The organism is Erwinia oleae, assembly GCF_000770305.1.
GTDB lineage: Bacteria > Pseudomonadota > Gammaproteobacteria > Enterobacterales > Enterobacteriaceae > Erwinia > Erwinia oleae.
In genome coordinates this window covers 67,282-83,419 of sequence record NZ_JNVB01000001.1, presented here as the reverse complement: position 1 = coordinate 83,419, position 16,138 = coordinate 67,282, and the positions used below count along the sequence as shown (strand labels likewise).

At 56.3% G+C, this 16,138-nt stretch carries 14 protein-coding genes; 4 read left to right on the top strand and 10 right to left on the bottom strand.

The features are described 5' to 3' along the window. Nucleotides 1–131 precede the first annotated feature (131 nt). Nucleotides 132–863, top strand: coding sequence for an outer membrane permeability protein SanA (gene sanA / locus GS12_RS00310; RefSeq protein ID WP_034915950.1), 732 nt, complete (start codon nt 132–134; stop codon nt 861–863). Between the two features lie 41 nt (nt 864–904). Here sanA and mglC read toward each other — a convergent pair whose 3' ends face one another. The 7 genes from mglC to GS12_RS00275 all read right to left on the bottom strand — a co-directional run bounded on the left by mglC (nt 905) and on the right by GS12_RS00275 (nt 9,139). After that, complete coding sequence (gene mglC / locus GS12_RS00305) at nt 905–1,915, bottom strand: galactose/methyl galactoside ABC transporter permease MglC (protein ID WP_034915953.1); 1,011 nt, start codon at nt 1,913–1,915, stop codon at nt 905–907. Nucleotides 1,916–1,934: 19 nt separating this feature from the next. After that, the gene (gene mglA, locus GS12_RS00300; RefSeq protein ID WP_034943018.1) at nt 1,935–3,455 is read right to left on the bottom strand and encodes a galactose/methyl galactoside ABC transporter ATP-binding protein MglA; all 1,521 of its coding nucleotides are present in this window, start codon (nt 3,453–3,455) and stop codon (nt 1,935–1,937) included. Nucleotides 3,456–3,542: 87 nt separating this feature from the next. Beyond that, nucleotides 3,543–4,538 carry a galactose/glucose ABC transporter substrate-binding protein MglB gene (gene mglB / locus GS12_RS00295; RefSeq protein WP_034943017.1) on the bottom strand — a complete coding sequence of 332 codons (996 nt, stop codon included), beginning with the start codon at nt 4,536–4,538 and terminating at the stop codon, nt 3,543–3,545. Nucleotides 4,539–4,848: 310 nt separating this feature from the next. Next, nucleotides 4,849–5,889, bottom strand: a complete 1,041-nt coding sequence (galS, locus tag GS12_RS00290) for an HTH-type transcriptional regulator GalS (protein ID WP_034943015.1) — start codon at nt 5,887–5,889, stop codon at nt 4,849–4,851. A gap of 149 nt (nt 5,890–6,038) precedes the next feature. Then, the gene (gene yeiB / locus GS12_RS00285; protein WP_034943013.1) at nt 6,039–7,202 is read right to left on the bottom strand and encodes a DUF418 domain-containing protein YeiB; all 1,164 of its coding nucleotides are present in this window, start codon (nt 7,200–7,202) and stop codon (nt 6,039–6,041) included. A gap of 9 nt (nt 7,203–7,211) precedes the next feature. Next, nucleotides 7,212–7,877 carry a GTP cyclohydrolase I FolE gene (gene folE / locus GS12_RS00280; protein ID WP_034919247.1) on the bottom strand — a complete coding sequence of 222 codons (666 nt, stop codon included), beginning with the start codon at nt 7,875–7,877 and terminating at the stop codon, nt 7,212–7,214. 125 nt (nt 7,878–8,002) lie between these two features. Then, the gene (locus GS12_RS00275; RefSeq protein WP_034915961.1) at nt 8,003–9,139 is read right to left on the bottom strand and encodes a YbfB/YjiJ family MFS transporter; all 1,137 of its coding nucleotides are present in this window, start codon (nt 9,137–9,139) and stop codon (nt 8,003–8,005) included. A 117-nt stretch (nt 9,140–9,256) separates the two neighbouring features. On the opposite strand from GS12_RS00275, the gene ptrR reads away from it, so the two are divergent. From ptrR to fghA, 3 genes are read left to right on the top strand one after another with little or no spacing between them, the layout of a single operon-like run. Continuing rightward, nucleotides 9,257–10,147 (top strand): putrescine utilization regulator PtrR, encoded by an 891-nt coding sequence (gene ptrR, locus GS12_RS00270; RefSeq protein WP_034943010.1) that lies wholly within the window; start codon nt 9,257–9,259, stop codon nt 10,145–10,147. A 35-nt stretch (nt 10,148–10,182) separates the two neighbouring features. Then, nucleotides 10,183–11,307 (top strand): S-(hydroxymethyl)glutathione dehydrogenase/class III alcohol dehydrogenase, encoded by a 1,125-nt coding sequence (locus GS12_RS00265; RefSeq protein WP_034915966.1) that lies wholly within the window; start codon nt 10,183–10,185, stop codon nt 11,305–11,307. Nucleotides 11,308–11,319: 12 nt separating this feature from the next. Beyond that, the gene (gene fghA / locus GS12_RS00260) at nt 11,320–12,162 is read left to right on the top strand and encodes an S-formylglutathione hydrolase (protein ID WP_034915967.1); all 843 of its coding nucleotides are present in this window, start codon (nt 11,320–11,322) and stop codon (nt 12,160–12,162) included. Nucleotides 12,163–12,194: 32 nt separating this feature from the next. Here fghA and cirA read toward each other — a convergent pair whose 3' ends face one another. The 3 genes from cirA to GS12_RS00245 form a co-directional block, all read right to left on the bottom strand. Continuing rightward, nucleotides 12,195–14,153, bottom strand: a complete 1,959-nt coding sequence (gene cirA / locus GS12_RS00255) for a catecholate siderophore receptor CirA (protein ID WP_034943009.1) — start codon at nt 14,151–14,153, stop codon at nt 12,195–12,197. Between the two features lie 135 nt (nt 14,154–14,288). Next, entirely contained in the window at nt 14,289–15,065 is a 777-nt protein-coding gene (locus GS12_RS00250; RefSeq protein WP_034943008.1) for an ABC transporter ATP-binding protein, read from the bottom strand. After that, nucleotides 15,065–16,135, bottom strand: coding sequence for a FecCD family ABC transporter permease (locus GS12_RS00245; protein ID WP_034943007.1), 1,071 nt, complete (start codon nt 16,133–16,135; stop codon nt 15,065–15,067). Before GS12_RS00245 ends, GS12_RS00250 begins: the two co-directional genes overlap by 1 nt. Nucleotides 16,136–16,138: the final 3 nt, after the last annotated feature.

Here is a 16,138-nt window from a genome sequence, read left to right as displayed (position 1 = left end):
TACCTCCTTCTTCCTTCCCTCTCTTTTCCTGCGTGAAAAGCCGCCATCCGCGATGACTGCCGCTTGCTTCACCACGCCGGGTAAAGTAGCCTTGAGCCATCTTTTTTCTGCGAGTCTGAGCAGCATCCGGCATGATAAAACGCGTGATATCAGGGTTGATAATCATCATATTATTGATGATGGGGACCGCGCTTGCCCTTGATCGCTGGATCGGCTGGAAAACCGCGCCCTACGTTTATGATGACCTGAAGGCGCTGCCGCATCGTCAGGTCGGCGTTGTGCTTGGCACCGCTAAGTATTACCGCACCGGCGTGATCAATCAGTATTACCTCTATCGCATGCAGGGCGCGCTTAACGCCTATAACAGCGGGAAAATTAACTACCTGCTGCTGAGCGGCGACAATGCGCAGCAAAGTTATAACGAACCGATGACCATGCGACGCGATCTGATTGCGGCAGGCGTTGCGCCTGCGGATATCGTGCTCGACTATGCCGGTTTCCGCACGCTGGACTCTATCGTCCGTACCCGCAAAGTGTTTGATACCAACGACTTTATTATTATCACCCAGCGTTTTCACTGCGAGCGCGCGCTGTTTATCGCCCTGCATATGGGGATTCAGGCGCAGTGCTATGCCGTACCTTCGCCAAAAAACATGCTGAATATTCGTGTGCGTGAAGTGGGCGCGCGGTTAGGCGCGCTGGCGGATTTATATTTACGGAAACGTGAACCGCGTTTTCTCGGGCCGCTGGTGCCCATTCCCGCCAGTCAGTCGGTGCCGGAGGATGCGCAAAGCTATCCTGCGGTTACGCCGGAGCAGTTGCTTGAACTGCAACAGAAGCTGAAACCGCGCGACGCGCAATAAAAAAGGCCAGGCATTGCCTGGCCACGATAACCACGAAAGCGTTATTTCTTACGTGCGTACTTCAGCGAATCCAGCGCCACGGCAAAGATAATGATGCCGCCCTTAATGATGTACTGCCAGTAAGGGTTCACCCCGATATAGGTCAGACCGTAGTTGATAACGGTGAAGATTAGCACCCCGGTCACCACGCCAGCCACCGTGCCCACGCCGCCGGCAAATGACACGCCGCCAACCACACAGGCGGCAATCGCATCCAGCTCGTACATAAAGCCCAGGTTGTTGGTTGCTGAGCCGATGCGGCCTGCTTCGAGCATCCCGCCAAAAGCGTAGAACACGCCGGACAGCGCATAGATCAGGATCAGGTTGAAGTTTACGTTCACGCCTGACACTTTCGCCGCTTCAGGGTTGCCGCCGATAGCAAAAATGTTTTTACCAAAGCGGGTTTTATTCCACAGCACCCAGACGAAAAATATCGCGATGGCGGCGTAGAAGGTGATGTAGGAGAGTTTGAAATCGCCGAGACGAATAAAGCCCTGGGCAAAGGTTGAGAACTTCTCATCAAAACCGGCAATAGGCGACGCGCCCACGTAGTCGTAATAGAGCGAGTTGATGCCATAAACGATGATCATGGTACCCAGCGTGGTGATAAACGGCGTCACCTTCAGGTAGGCGATGATCAGGCCGTTAACCAGGCCGATAATACCGCCGATGATGCACACCGTCAGGATCACCAGTGGGATCGGCACGGTATTCATATCAGGAAAGACTTTGTTGGCATTGTCCATTGCCTGTAGCAGCGTGGCGGCAACCACCGCCGCCAGACCTACCTGGCGTCCCGCAGAAAGATCGGTGCCCTGGGTGACAATCAGTCCCGCCACGCCGAGCGCAATAATAATACGGACGGATGACTGGGTTAAAATATTACTTAAGTTCATTAGACTTAAAAAAGTGGGGTCCTGGAAGATAATGATTGCCAGCAGCACCAGCAATACAACGTATATCCCGCCCTCTTTTAACCAGGTGAGCGCATTCTTTTTATTTACAGCATTCATGGTAACAGCCCTTACCCTATTAAAGATGCAACGATGCCAAACGTAAGATTTCGTTCTGCGTAGTCGTTTTCGTTTCAACAATACCTGCAACCATGCCGTTACTCATTACCAGTATCCTGTCGGTAATACCTAAAAGCTCCGGCATCTCAGAAGAAATAATGATGATGCCTTTCTCTCTTTTCGCCAGCTCGGAAATTAACTGATAAATTTCAAACTTGGCGCCCACATCAATGCCGCGCGTCGGTTCATCAAGCATCAGTATTTCAGGCTGGGTTAACAGCCAGCGACCAATAATCACTTTTTGCTGGTTGCCGCCCGACAGTGAGCCAATGGAGGTGCGATGTCCCGGTGTTTTAACCCGCATGGAATCGATAACCCATTGGGTATCGCTTTTCATCCGGCTGTTATCCAACAATCCGAGGCTGTTTTTATATTTACGAATATTGGAAATGAGCGAGTTAAAACCGATATCCAGAAACGCATAAATACCGGTCGCGCGGCGTTCTTCGGTCACCAGCGCAAAGCCGTGATTAATGGCCTCGTTGGCGCTGTGATTATTAATCGCTTTGCCGTGCAGCTTAATGGTGCCGCCAGACTTTTCACGAATGCCGAACAGCGTTTCCACAATATCGGTACGCTTCGCGCCCACCAGCCCTGCCACGCCGAGGATCTCGCCTTTGCGCAGGTCAAACGAAATATCGCGTATCGACGGCTGGCGCAGTGAGGTTAAGTTGCGAACCTCAAGAATGGTTTCGCCCGGCACGTTGCTTTTATCCGGGAAGCGCTGATTCAGTGAACGCCCCACCATCATGGCGATGATCCTGTCCATATCCAGCCCTTCCAGCGGCTGGGTGGCGATCCACTGCCCGTCGCGCAAAATCGTAATTTCATCGCAGAGCTGGAATATTTCTTCCATCTTGTGCGAGATATAAACGATGCCGCAGCCGCGCTCTTTCAGTTTACGGATAATAGTGAACAGATGGTTCACCTCTCTTTCCGTTAATGAAGAGGTTGGCTCATCCATAATGACGATTTTCGCGTCATAGGAGAACGCCTTGGCTATTTCCACCATCTGCATTTGCGAAACCGACAGCGTAATAACTTTGTCACGCGGATCAATATCAATATCCAGCTCGTCAAAAATGGCTTTGGTATCGCGGTACATTTTGTCCTGATCGACAAAAAAACCTTTACGTGGATAACGTCCCAGCCACATGTTATCCATTACCGTGCGCTGTAAAACCAGGTTGAGTTCCTGATGCACCATTGATACGCCATTTTCCAGCGCTTCTTTGGAGCTTTTGAAATCAATCTCATTGCCCTGAAAAACAATGCTCCCCGCATCTTTACTGTAAATGCCAAACAGGCATTTTAATAACGTGGATTTACCCGCGCCGTTCTCGCCCATCAGGGCATGAACTGAATGAGGGCGAATTTTTAAATTCACGTTGTCCAGCGCTTTGACGCCGGGAAATGACTTGCTGACGCCAGTCATCTCCAGCAGATATTCACGCTGAGTCTGCACTTTATCGCTGCCCATAATTCTACCTGGCTAAACGTGGCATATTATCGGGCCGCCCGCAGGCGGGCCCGTAAAGGGGCGCGATCGCGCCCGTAAACATCGTAATTACTTAGGTAACTCAGACAGATTATCTTTATCCACCGGCACGTAGGCTACGCGTACCACTTTCCCGTCCAGTTTGTAGTCGGTGCCTTCGGTGGCAGGTTTACCGTCCGCCAGGTTTTTGGCCATCTGGAAAGTAGCGCGCGCCTGGTTTTTCGCGTCATTCAGCACCGTACCGGCCATTGCGCCTGATTTCACCATCGCCAGCGCTTCTGGCAGCGCATCCACGCCAAACACCGGTACACTGGCTTTATTATGCGATTTCAGCGCTTCAACTGCGCCCATCGCCATGGCGTCGTTATTGGCGATAACCACTTCAATCTTGTTACCGTTCGGGCCAGACAACCACGCGTCGGTTTTATCTTTAGCCTGTGCGGTATCCCACATGGCGGTATCCATATGCAGCTGCTGAGTTTTGATACCGTCTTTGTTCAGGGTTTCGATAACATATTTGGTACGCGCTTCAGCATCAGGATGGCCCGGCTCGCCTTTCAGCAGCACGAACTGGATCACGCCGTCTATATTCAGATCCCAGGCCGGCGTGGCTTTCCAGTGTTTTTCAATCAGCTCGCCCTGCTTAACGCCGGACTCTTTTGAATCGGTGCCGACGTAATAGGCTTTATCATAGCTGGCCAGCGCTTTCGCGGTCGGCTCTTTATTGAAGAAGACAACAGGAATGTCGTTGGCTTTCGCTTTGCTGATCACCACTGCGGCGGCAGCCGGATCAACCAGGTTAATAGCCAGCGCCTTCACGCCTTTCGCGACCATAACGTCAACCTGATCGTTCTGGGTGGACTGGCTGTTTTGAGAGTCATTCATCAGCAGTTGAACGCCGCTGCTGTTTTTTGCTTCTTTCTCAATATCTTTACGCACAACGGACATAAAGTTGTCATCGTATTTATAGATGGTCACGCCGATACGGGTATCAGCGGCGTGAGCCGTTGCGCCAAAAATCATGCTGGCAGCCAGGGCAGTGAGCGTGAAAGCCTTCTTATTCATGGTATCTCCGGTTTTAAGTAGGGTCGTACTCAGCACCGCGCCCGTTAACCAGGCGAGACGCTAATTTACCGGCGAGGCAGTAAGGTTAAGATAACGTTACGCAAAGCCGTTTAATTGTTAAAACAATGCCCGACTTCCCTGTACGGTAACGCTTCCAGAATGCTGTGAAATAAACCGTTTCATGAGCAGTGCAACGGGCGGTTCAGGGGGGCTGAACGGCGTTACATCATGTTTCACCCTCATTGAGTCGCTGCAATCATAGAGAAGACGATGTTAATTAACTGTGAATTTACTCACAAATTGAAAACGGTTACACCGCAGAATCGCTTGGGTTAGTGACTGCCGCCACACTTTGGCAGATCGCCACGGAATGGCGACGCACCAGCGTCGGCATAAAACAGTGCTGCGCGGTGTCATCAAGCAGTCCGGCAGCGCCCATTAATGCCAGCTCAGTCGCTGTTTTTGCCATTGAAACAATGGGATAGCGAACCGTCGTCAGTTGCGGGTCGGTATAGCGGGAAATAGGAATGTCATCAAAGCCAATGACGGACATTTGCTGCGGCACCGCAATGCCGTTGTCCTTCAGCGCCGCCAGCGCGCCTGCCGCCATGCTGTCGTTGTAGGCAAACACTGCGCTGAGGTGCAGATTACGCCCCAGCAGCTCAACCATCGCCGCCTCGCCGCCCTGCATATCGGGTTCGGCGCTGGCCGTCCAGCTTTCCGGCGGGTTAATGCCCTGCCCCACCAGCGCCTGCTTCCAGCCGCTGCGCCGCTGCTCCACGTCCTCAATCGGATGGCTGGATCCCAGAAAACCAATTCGCTGGTGTCCCTGCTGTTGCAGCATGCGCGTCGCCATCAGCGCACCGCTGATGTTATCCAGACAAACGCAGCGATGCGGGAAACCCGGAATGATACGGTTTATCAGTACCATGCCCGGCACCTGCTGCATCAGCGCGCTGAGTTCGCTATCACCCAGCGCCTTGGCATGCACCACCAGCGCGCTGCACCGTTGGCGGATCAGCACTTCGATGGCGTGACGCTCTTTATCCGCCTGATGATAGGAGTTGTTGATAAGCACATGTTTTTGCGCGAGCTGCGCAACGGTGTCCACCGCTTTGACCAGCGCGCCGAAGAAGGGATCGGAAACGTCCATGACCACCACGCCGATGGTATCGCTGACCTGCGTTGCCAGCGCCTGCGCGTTGGCGTTGGGCCGGTAGCCAAGCGAGTCGACGATTTTCAGCACCATGTCACGCGTGTCCTGCGTCACGGCGGCGCTGTTGTTCAGCACGCGCGATACGGTTGCAACGGAAACGCCTGCGGCGCGGGCCACATCACGGATGGTAATCATCAGCGATTACCTTTGATTAAAATTTGCATAGCCCTTCCAGTCACACAGTGTCTGGCGGCTATTCTGGCAGGGGTTTGCAGGTTACTGCGTGAATCACGTCACAATCATGAAAACGGTTACATACAATTCTGCAACCTTTGTGATGCCGGTCATCTTCCGCCTGAGGCTGCTTCTGACGGTTTGCCGCCGCCCAGCACCGTCAGCCGGCGCCACAGCCACTCCACCGGGCCCTGACGAAAGTAGCGCAGCCAGAGCACGGAGAAAAGCAGATTTATGGCCCAGACCAGCGGCACGACGGCCAGCAGTTGCAGGCGGCTCAGCGTATTAAACCAGCCGAAGACATTGAACAGCAGCGTACACAGCAACGTTTGCAGCAGATAGTTACTGAGCGCCATGCGTCCGACGCAGCTTACCGCACGGGTGATTTTGAACTGCGCCAGCGTTGGCCAGAAGCCAAAACAGAGCGCGGCATAGCCAATGGCCTGAAGCGGCGCGCTCAGCTCACGCGGCACCTGAAGGAAAAAGGCGCTCCAGCGGTAATCCCAGCCGGTGGCCCATTGCAGATAAATAGCAGGAATATTGATAATCCAGGCCAGCGGGATCAGCAGCGCTGCCGCGCGCCGGTAGTGCTGAATGCCCCAATTGCCGCGCAGCCAGCCGCTGCGCATCAGCGCGCCGCCGATCATCATCAGCCCTGCCAGTTGCCAGCCGTACTGTGCGGCCAGCCCCAGCAGGCCTGAGGAGAAGAGCTGTAAGCGATTTTGCACTGCCTGCCAGCCGCCCTGCGTTTTCCACAGGGTTTCGTACTGTACTTCAGCAAACCCGGGCTGCCAGGCGCTGTTCGCCTGATGGCCTGATGAGAGCCCCAGCAGCACCAGAACGGCGGTGCCGACCAGAAACAGTAACACGCCCGTGTTGAACAGCTGGCGGGAGGAAGGAACATCGCGGATCATCCGCCACGCCACCAGCCCAATCAGACCGTAGTCGAAGAGGATATCTCCTTCCCAGAAAAAAATGCCGTGCAGCAGGCCCAGCAGCACCAGCCAGGTCAGACGCGCCTGGAGCCAGCGTTTGCCGCGCGGCAGCAGCATCTGCAAACCCGCGCCAAACAGCAGCGCAAACAGGGAGAGGAATTTCAGTTGGGCAAGCAGATCGAGAACCGCCCACGTCAGGGCATCGGGCAGTGAGGCCGCGCCCTGCCAGGCGGGATTGAGATAGGCCGCGTGCGGCTGACCAAAGGCGACAATGTTGAGCAGCAAAATCCCGGTAATGGCCAGCCCGCGAATAAAATCCAGCGTATCAATGCGCGGCATCGGCGGCGATCAGACGTGACGAACCGCGCGTAAAAATTCCTGGCGCGTGTTCTGGCTCGACTTGAACAGCCCGCCCAGCGAGGTGGTGGTGGTGGCGCTGGTGGCGTCACGAATGCCGCGCGCCTTCACGCAGTAGTGCACCGCATCAATCGACACCGCCACGTTGTTGGTGCCAAGCAGCGTTTGAAGCGCCAGTAAAATTTGCTGGGTCAGACGCTCCTGCACCTGTGGGCGGGAGGAGAAAAACTGCACAATGCGGTTGATTTTTGACAGGCCAATCACCTTATCCTTCGGGATATAGGCAACGGTCGCCTTACCATCGATTATCACAAAATGGTGTTCGCAGGTGCTGGTCAGGGTGATGTCACGTACCGTCACCATCTCATCAACCTTCATTTTGTTTTCAATCAGGGTGATTTTTGGAAAGTTAGCGTAGTCGAGGCCGGAAAACACCTCATTCACGTACATTTTAGCGATACGATGCGGCGTTTCGGCCAGGCTGTCATCGTCCAGATCGAGGTTAAGCAGCTGCATGATTTCCGTCATGTGTTCAGCGATCAGGCGCTTACGGGTTTCATCATCCAGCTCGCGCGCGGGTGCGCGCAGCGGGGTTTCCAGCCCACGGGCGAGCAGCGCTTCGTGAACCAGTGCAGCTTCCTGACTTAACGTAGCCATGGCGATATTTTCTCCGGCAGGTGACACGCCCGTACTCATAGGAACGGGCAAAATTCTGAGGCGCTATTTTGGAACACAATCTGGCGTTAATCCAGTGAATCCCTGTCAATTGCCATGAAACAGTTTCACGCTGCCGCCGCATCGCGTCGCCAGACCAGCGCGCCCGCAACCACCAGCGCCGCGCCTGCAATCCACAGCGCCGGTTCAAGCCGGTGGGTCAATGCTGTTGAAATAGCAGACAGCATCGGCCCCACCAATTGCCCTACCGCATAGCCGGTGGTCAGCAGGCCCGCCATGTAACGCGTGTGCAGCGGCGCCAGCTCGCGACCGTACAGCAGGGAAAGCTGTACCGCGCAGAGAAAGCCACCGCCGATCAGCGCCGCTCCCAGCGTCAGTCCGGCGATCCCCGGAATTATATCGGCGCAAAATACACCCAGAGCCTGCGCCCAGAGCACGATCGCCAGCCGCGTGTTGGCGTGACCGTAGTGCCGCGTCAGGATCACCAGGCCAATGCCGATTACCGCCGCGCCGCCGAAAATCGGCCAGATAAACTGTGCAAAAAGACTGCCCGGAAAACGTTCGGCAGCCATTTGCGAAAGGAAAGTTGCGGGCAATATATAGCCAAAGCCCGCCAGACTGTAGCTCCAGACCAGTTTTTTCAGGCCCGGCGTCAAAACCAGCGGTTCAGGCGCGGTTTCGGGACGGTGAAGCTCGCCTTTGCGCGGGAGGTTGCGCGCCACCAGCGCGACCAGCGCCAACGCCAACAGTCCGTAGGCACACCATGCCCACGCCGCGTTAATGCTGTACTTATGCAACAGCACCGCCAGCATTCCGCTAAGAAAAATACCTGTGCCCGGCCCGGCAAAGACCGCCGCGCTCATTTTTGTCCGCCCCAGCCGGTGCAGTTGTTCATTGCTCCAGGCGGCTACCAGCACCATTGCCCAGCCGCTGGCCCAGCCGATAAAAAAGCGGATGGCGCCATGCAGCCAGGGGCCGGAGGCCGCCGCCGACAGCAGCGTCAGCGCCACCGCGCCCCACAGCCCGACCTGAAGCCGCCGCTCGACATGCCGCGTCGTGCGCATCGCATTCCATGAGCCGCAGAGATAGCCGAGGTAGTTAAACGCCGCCACCACGCCCGCGCTGGTCAGTGAAAGCTGATGCTCGCCGATCATCAGCGGCACCTGTGGCGTGAAGGCGAATCGTCCAATGCCCATTGCCACTACAAGGGTGATAAACGCGGTGAGCGCCACGCGAAAAGCCATAGTGATTTCCTTGTTTTTATAAGCAGGTGTTAACCAATAGTTGCCTCAATCATGGCGCATGGTTAAACTGACGAAAAGTGAATAATAAACAACACTTTATTCCCTGAAAGAGAATACATGGATCTGACTCAGCTAAAAATGTTCTGCGCAGTCGCCGAAACCGGCTCGGTGATCCGTGCGGCAACGCAGCTGCACCGCGTGCCCTCGAACCTCACCACTCGCCTGCGCCAGCTGGAGCAGGAGATGGGCTGCGACCTCTTTATTCGTGAGAAGCAGCGTCTGCGTCTTTCCCCGCTGGGCCATAACTTTCTTAACTATGCACGGCGCATTCTTGCGCTGAGCGAGGAAGCGCTGAGTATGGCGCACAGCGGCGAACCCGGCGGCCAGTTCGCGCTGGGTGCGATGGAGAGCACCGCCGCCGCCCGCCTGCCCGATCTGCTGGCCGCCTGCCATCAGCGCTACCCCACAATGGTCATCTCGCTGATTACGGATACCTCCAGAGAGCTTATCCAGCGCGTACGTCAGGGTTCGCTGGCAGCGGCGCTGGTGGACGGGCCGGTGCTGGCCGAAGAACTCAACAGCTGCATTGCGTTTCAGGAGCAGATGGTGCTTATCTCCAGCCCCGAGCGGCCGTCCATTGCACAGCCTGCCGACGCCGAAGGCTACACGCTGTTTGCCTTCAGGTCCGGTTGCTCTTACCGCCTGCGCCTTGAAAACTGGTTCCGCAGCAGCGGCGTCGAGCCGGGACCGGTCAGGGAAATTCAGTCTTATCATACCCTGCTTGCCTGTGTTGCCGGTGGCGCGGGACTCGCGTTATTACCCGAATCCGTGCTTGCGCTGATGCCGACGCAGGCGCGCTTTAAACGGCATGCCCTGCCCGACGACGTTAGTGAGGCAACCACCCGCCTCATCTGGCGCCGCGACGCGTTTACCCCCAACGTTGAAGCACTCAAGTACCTGATCATTGCGCAACGCGACAATGAGCCAGCCAGTGAAACTGGTCCATAATGACTATTAACCCCCGAAACATGAAAGAGAAGACGATGGAAATGATTAAAACACGTGCCGCCGTGGCCTGGGCCGCCGGCGAACCCCTGAAGATTGAAGAAGTGGATTTAATGCCGCCGCAGAAAGGCGAAGTGCTGGTGCGCATTGTCGCCACCGGCGTGTGTCATACCGATGCCTATACGCTGTCAGGCAAAGATCCTGAAGGCGTTTTTCCGGCGATTCTGGGCCATGAAGGCGGCGGCGTGGTGGAAGCGGTCGGCGAAGGCGTGACCAGCGTGGCGGTCGGCGATCACGTGATTCCGCTCTACACGCCTGAATGCGGCAAATGTAAGTACTGTTTGTCTGGTAAAACCAACCTTTGTCAGGCGATCCGCACCACGCAGGGCAAAGGTCTGATGCCGGACGGCACCACGCGTTTCTTTAAGGACGGCAAGCCGATTTTCCACTATATGGGTACCTCCACCTTCTCGGAATATACCGTGGTACCGGAAATTTCGCTGGCAAAAATCAGCAAAGAAGCGCCGCTTGAAGAAGTTTGCCTGCTGGGCTGCGGCGTGACCACCGGCATGGGCGCGGTGATGAACACGGCAAAAGTGAAGGAAGGCGATACCGTGGCCATCTTCGGTCTGGGCGGCATCGGCCTTTCGGCAATCATTGGTGCGCGGATGGCAAAAGCCGGACGCATCATTGCCATTGATATCAATACCAGCAAGTTCGATCTCGCCACTAAACTGGGCGCTACCGATCTGGTGAATCCAAAAGATTACGATAAGCCGATTCAGGAGGTCATTGTCGATATGACCGACGGCGGCGTGGATTTCTCGTTTGAGTGCATCGGCAACGTCAACGTGATGCGTTCCGCGCTGGAGTGCTGCCATAAGGGCTGGGGCGAATCGGTAATTATTGGCGTGGCGGGCGCGGGCGAAGAGATTTCGACCCGTCCGTTTCAGCTGGTTACCGGCCGCGTCTGGCGCGGATCCGCATTTGGCGGCGTGAAGGGCCGCTCGCAGCTGCCTGGCATCGTTCAGCGCTATATGGACGGTGAATTCCAGCTTAATGATTTCATCACTCATAACCTGCCGCTGGAAGAGATTAATGACGCCTTCGACCTGATGCATGAAGGAAAGTCGATTCGCTCCGTGGTGCACTTCAACAAATAATCGGGAGGATGGATGGCATCATCGCTGGAACTTCTGGAAGAACATCGTCTGTTTGGCGGCTGGCAGCAGCGTTACCGTCACCGTGCAGACACGCTGAACTGCGATATGACGTTCAGTATTTTCCTGCCCGCACCAAAAAATGACACCCCGCCTGCGGTGGTGTGGTTTCTGGCGGGTTTGACCTGCACCGACGAAAATTTCGCCACCAAGTCCGGCGCGCAGCGCGTTGCCGCTGAGTTGGGGCTGGTGCTGGTAATGCCGGATACCAGCCCGCGCGGCGAAGGCGTGGCGAACGATGAGGGCTACGATCTCGGTCAGGGCGCGGGGTTTTATCTCAATGCCACCCGGGCACCGTGGGCCGCGCACTTTCACATGTATGACTACCTTAGCGAAGAGCTGCCGACGCTGATTGCGGATAACTTTCACGTCAGCGAGCGCCAGGCGATCATGGGACACTCAATGGGCGGTCACGGCGCGCTGATGCTGGCGCTGCGCGCGCCAGAGCGCTTTGTTTCCGCCTCGGCCTTTGCGCCCATCGTCAACCCGGCCGACGTGCCGTGGGGCCGTAAAGCGTTCAGCGCCTATCTGGGCGATTCAGTGGAAACCTGGCTGCCTTATGACAGCTGCTGGCTGATGCGTCAGGCGAAAGCAGCGGTGCCGATGCTGATCGATCAGGGCGACAGCGATCAGTTTCTTGCCGATCAGCTTCATCCTGAACGGCTGGAAGAGATTGCCAGAGAGAAAGGCTTTCCGCTCACCGTGCGTATTCAGCCAGGGTACGATCACAGCTACTTTTTTATTTCCAGCTTTGTGGAAGACCATCTCCGTTTCCATGCAGAACACCTTTCTGCTTAAAAAATTAAGGCCGGTTATCCGGCCTTTTTTATTCAGAAGCTGTAATCAACTGCCGCAAAATAGCGGCGACCGTCTTCATTAAAGCCATAGCTGTCGCGGTTCAGATCTTTGTCGCCGACATTCTGCACGCCCGCCCTTACCTTCACGGCTTTACTGGCCTGCCAGCTCCCTCCGCTATTCCACACCACGTAGCCGCCCGGCGTCAGGCCATCGTCTTTCAGCGTACGGCGCTCGCCAGAATAGTTCGCCTGAACGTAGAACGCCCAGTCTGCCAGCGGCGACCAGTCCAGCGTGCCGTTAGCGGTATGCAACGGCAGCGTCTCCAGCGGTTTATTGCCGCCGCCGCTGCGGTCGCGCCCATCGGCATAGGTATAGTTCAGCGTCAGTTTCCAGGCAGGAGAAATCGGAATTTTCAGCTCGGTTTCAACACCGTTGATACGCGCCCGGTTGACGTTGTAATAGTGAAATACCGGTTTGCCATTTTCAACGCCCACGAAGTTACTGTAACCCGGCGCGTCAGTAAGCGAGGCGGTGCGGGCGATATCAATGCGATCCTTTACCCTGGTCTGAAAGGCGGTAAGGCTGGCGATAACGCCGTCGAACGCGCCCTCGTCGCCATGATAGTAAAGGCCCAGTTCGACGCTTTCGCTGGTCTCCGGTTTAAGATCGCTATTACCGATGATTGTACAGGAACCGCGACAGGACGCCGTTTTCCAGTCAGGGCTCAGTTCCAGCAGCGACGGCGCCTTAAAGGCATTGGCCCAGCCGCCCTTCAGCGTGACAGTCTCACTGGCGTTATAGACCAGATAGGCGCGGGGGCTCCAGCGATCGCCGTAGGTTTCATGCTTGTCCATGCGCACGCCGCTGGTCAGCGACAGCGAATCCAGCATCTGCCACTCGTCTTCAACGAACAACGCATACTGGCTGGCCGATGTCCGCCCGCTGCCCTGAAGTTTCACCGAATCTGCCAGCCGATCGTGACGAAGCTCGCCGCCGACGATCAGCAGTTGACGAATGTCTCCCAGCGGCAGGATCAGCTTTCCGTCCAGCGACTGGTTGGTGGAAACCAGGTCGCCGTCACTGATGACGTTCTCAAGGCGGTCGCCGTAAAAGCGCAGTTCGGTCTGGCTCCAACCCCAGCGCCCGTTATGACTGAGCGAGTAGTTTTGGCGCTCAAGCCGGGTTTTATCCAGCGAGTCGGAATCGCGATCCTGACGGTCGAAGCCGTAGCCGACGGCGAAATCCTGCGTTTCCGAAGGCGTGAGCGAGAATTCGACATCGGCGTTGCGTGCGCTGTAGCCCTCAATACGCGGCGTCCAGCCGGTGGCTGAGGTGGAAGACGACTGCTGCGCATCTTTACCGCGCCTGCCCAGACTGCCGTAAGTCTTGATGCTAAGCACATCATCTACCAAAGGCCCGCTGGCAAAAAAGTTACCGTTGTGGCTGTCGCCGCGGTCACGGTGCGACTGGAAGGTGGTGTCCGCACTCAACGTTCCGTGCCAGGCCTTGCCCGTTTGTCGGGTAATAATATTGATCACGCCGCCCAGCGCATCTGAGCCGTACAGCGATGACATCGGCCCACGCACCACTTCAATCCGCTCGATGGCGTCCACCGGCACCCAGTTAAGGTCGTAGTCGTTGTGGCGGAAAACGGCATGGCGGGAGTTGACCCTTTTGCCGTCGATAAGGATGAGGGTATAGCTGCTGTCCAGCCCGCGCAGGCCGACGCCTTTACGGTTATCGCCTTCGCTGATGAGCTGTACGCCCGGCACGTCTCGCAGTACATCCTTCAGATTTTGTACCGGTTTTCGTTTGAGATCTTCAGCGGTGATCACGCTGATGCTGGCGGGGGCGTCTTTCAGATTTACCTCTACTGCCGATGCGGTAACCACCAGCGTATCCTGCTGCCTCTCCTCAGCGTGAGCCGTTAAGATGAATACAGAAACGGAGGTATAAAGACCATAGCGTACAAATGTGTTCAACCTGAACATACTCTCTCCTTGAGGCGCATTTATAGTTAAAGGGTATTTTGCCCACACTAAAACAGCAGAACGTTTTCTGCTTAATTAACCTGGATAATTATTCGGGCAGTATTGCGCTGCCCGTTATGCTGTTATTTGACAGAATCAGAAAGTCGGTTCGGCAACCAGACCATCAATTAATACCTGGGGTTTCCCCTGCGAACAGCGCTCAATGCGCCCCCGCACACCATAGACTTTCGCCAGCGTTTCCGGGGTAATCACGTTTTCCGGCTGGCCATCAGCAATAAGTTCTCCATTTTGCAGCATTAATACGTGGTCACCATGACGCAGAGCGATATTAATATCATGTACCACCACCACCGTAATAATATTGCGCTGCTGTGTTTCCCGTCGAATTAACGACATAACGTGAAACTGATAATTTAAATCCAGCGCGCTCAGCGGTTCATCAAGTAATAACAGCGCCGGACGACGAATAAGCGATTGCGCCAGACCGACCAGCTGTTTTTGTCCGCCGGAGAGCTGATCGAGATAGCTCAGCGCCAGGTGCTCAATGCCGAGCCGCTTCAGCAGGGCCATAACGTCTGACTCGCTGCCCTGATTGCCCGACGCGCGCTGAGCAACAATAATCGATTCCAGCACGTGCAGGTGGACACCCGCAGGCAGCGACTGCGGCAGATACACCACGCGATCGGCGCGCTGCGCAAACGACAGCGACATCAGATCTTCGCCGTTGAGCCGCAGTTCGCCACGGCCGCTATTCAGCCCGGCGATGGCACGCAACAGCGTCGACTTACCACAGCCGTTCGGCCCCAGCAGCACCGTTATTTTTCCGGCAGGCAGCAGAGGCACGTTAAGATCGCGGATCACCTCACGCTTCGGATAGCCTGCCTGGAAATGAGCAAGGGATAATCCTTCCATCAGATGCTCCCACGATGGCGCAAAATAATGCTCAGGAAGAAAGGCACGCCCACCAGCGAGGTGACGATGCCGACGGGGACGATAACGCCCGATACCAGGTTTTTCGAGACGATAGAGGCCAGCGACAGCACCAGCGCACCGGTCAGCGCGCTGGCGGGCAGATAGTAACGGTGATCTTCGCCGAAAATCAGACGGGCGATGTGCGGCGCAACCAGACCAATAAAGCCAATCGGGCCAACGAAGGCCACCGCCAGCGCGGAAAGAATGCTGATGCGCAACAGCGTGGCGAGACGCAGGCGACGCACGTCGATACCAAAGCTGAGCGCACGATCTTCGCCGAGCCGCAGCGCCGTAAGCTTCCACGAACTCATCATCGACAGCGGTGCCAGAATGGCGAACGCAATTAGCAGCACGCCCAGTTTCTCCCAGGAGGCGCGCGCCAGGCTGCCCATCGTCCAGAATACCAGCCCCTGCAAGGTATCTTCGCTGGCGATAAACTGCATCATTGATACCAGCGCGTTAAAGGTAAAAACCAGCGCGATGCCAAACAGCACCACGCCGGAGGTTGCTACGCGCGTCCAGCGGGTGATGCCGTCGAGCATCAGCGCGGCGAACAGCGCAAAAACAAAGGCGTTGGCCGAAATAAACCACTGGTCGGCAATACCAGGAATGCCCAGCCCCAGCACAATGGCCAGCGCGGCGCCGAACGCCGCCGCCGACGAGACGCCGAGCGTAAACGGACTAGCCAGCGGGTTATTCAGAATGGTTTGCATCTCCGCGCCTGCCAGCCCCAGCACCAACCCCACCATCACCGCCATCAGCGCATAAGGCAGGCGAATATCCCAGACGATCACCCGCGTTCCCGCATCCACGCTCTCCGGCGAAAGCAGCGTCTGCCAGAGCGTGCTGAGCGACAGGCCGGACGGACCCAGGGTGAAGTCCAGCACCAGCGAGGTAAAAATGGCCAGCAGCAGTACGCCGATCATCAGTAAGCGATAGCGCAGCAGCCGATGGTAACGCACCATAATGGATGCATCGCCGGTTGTCGCTGGCGGAGAAGAAACGTGCATGAG